This window comes from Burkholderia sp. NFPP32, assembly GCF_900119325.1.
Taxonomy (GTDB): domain Bacteria; phylum Pseudomonadota; class Gammaproteobacteria; order Burkholderiales; family Burkholderiaceae; genus Burkholderia; species Burkholderia pyrrocinia_C.
In genome coordinates, this window is record NZ_FPJP01000083.1 from 1 (window position 1) to 1,273 (window position 1,273).

Sequence of the window (1,273 nt, forward strand, 5' to 3'; positions counted from 1 at the left end):
CGCTCGACGAGATGGCTGGGGTGGTCTTCACGCTGCTGCACCCGTACCTGCAGCCCGACAATTATTAAACCTATTTGCGGGATGTCGTACTAGTCTGACGCCGGGGGTTCCCGGGGATCGCGTCCCAATGGACACAATGAAGATCGCTCGAGGTGTCTATCAGTACACGGCCATCGACGACTGTTCTCGCTTCCGCGTACTGGCTGTCTACCCGCGCAGAAACGCCCGAAATACGCTGCTTTTTCTTGATCGCGTCATCGAGGAAATGCCGTTTCCGATTCAGCGTATCCAGACCGATCGGTGGACCGAGTTCTTCGCCGAGTCAGTACAGAGGCGTCTGATGAGCGAGTGCATCAAATTCCGACCGATCCCACCACGCTCGCCACATCTCAACGGCAAGGTCGAACGTTCGCAACTCACAGACCGGAACGAGTTTTGGTCCCATCATGCTCCGACTGAGGATGCGATCGATGGACGAATTAAGGAATGGCAGTTTGACTACAACTGGCGCCGCCCGCACGGCTCACTCGGCGGCAAGACGCCCGTCGATCGCATAGCGGAATTGGGCGAAATCATACCTCTCGCGGAGGAGGTAGCCCGCGCTTACGACGATCTGAAAGAGCGAATCCGGCACCGCGAATGGCGAGTCGACAAGGCCCTTGCCGAACATCACCGGCGCGTGCTGGAACTCGCGTCTCCTACCGGAGCCACGAATTCCAGCACGCCAAAGAAACGGCACCCAAGAAAGTGAAACGATGTCTATGAATCGCACATCAACGATGCGTCATCGGACGGTTTGCTTTCGCTCATCTTCTCAACACGTACCTGCCACCCTCTCCGGATGACTTTTCCACGATCGCTCACCACCGCGCCTTTTGGACACAGCAGTACCGGGCGATTTGAAGCCTGCTCCTGAAAGCCGACTTCGGGAGGCCTTCTCCCATCTTCAGTACAGCACCGCAGACTTATCGTCTGCGTTCGTGACATACGGCTCCCGAATATCCTCACCGATCGGGAACCTCGGTGTGGTGAACTATCTGGACGACGAGGCTAACGAGGCCGAAGAAGCGAAAACACCGACTGTAGCCAGTGCGGACGAAGCCAGCGCACAGGAAACTGACGCTGCGGCTAGCACTGGGCCGGCGAACGAAAGCCGCCCGGCATGGCCCTTCCCGACAGCCGCCGGCATGGCGGATGCCGAAACCACGCAACACACCGCGTGATAATGCGCTTCCCGCCTGTGCTCGCGCGCGGGCGGGGCGTACCGTTTATC

1 protein-coding gene and 1 pseudogene are annotated in these 1,273 nt (G+C 58.7%); both read left to right on the forward strand.

Annotation, left to right across the window (positions count from 1 at the left end; genetic code table 11):
- Nucleotides 1–106 precede the first annotated feature (106 nt).
- A pseudogene (locus tag BT264_RS37285) lies at nt 107–751 on the forward strand (integrase core domain-containing protein); the annotation flags it as partial.
- Between the two features lie 274 nt (nt 752–1,025).
- Complete coding sequence (locus tag BT264_RS39015) at nt 1,026–1,223, forward strand: hypothetical protein (protein WP_143155864.1); 198 nt, start codon at nt 1,026–1,028, stop codon at nt 1,221–1,223.
- Nucleotides 1,224–1,273 lie beyond the last annotated feature (50 nt).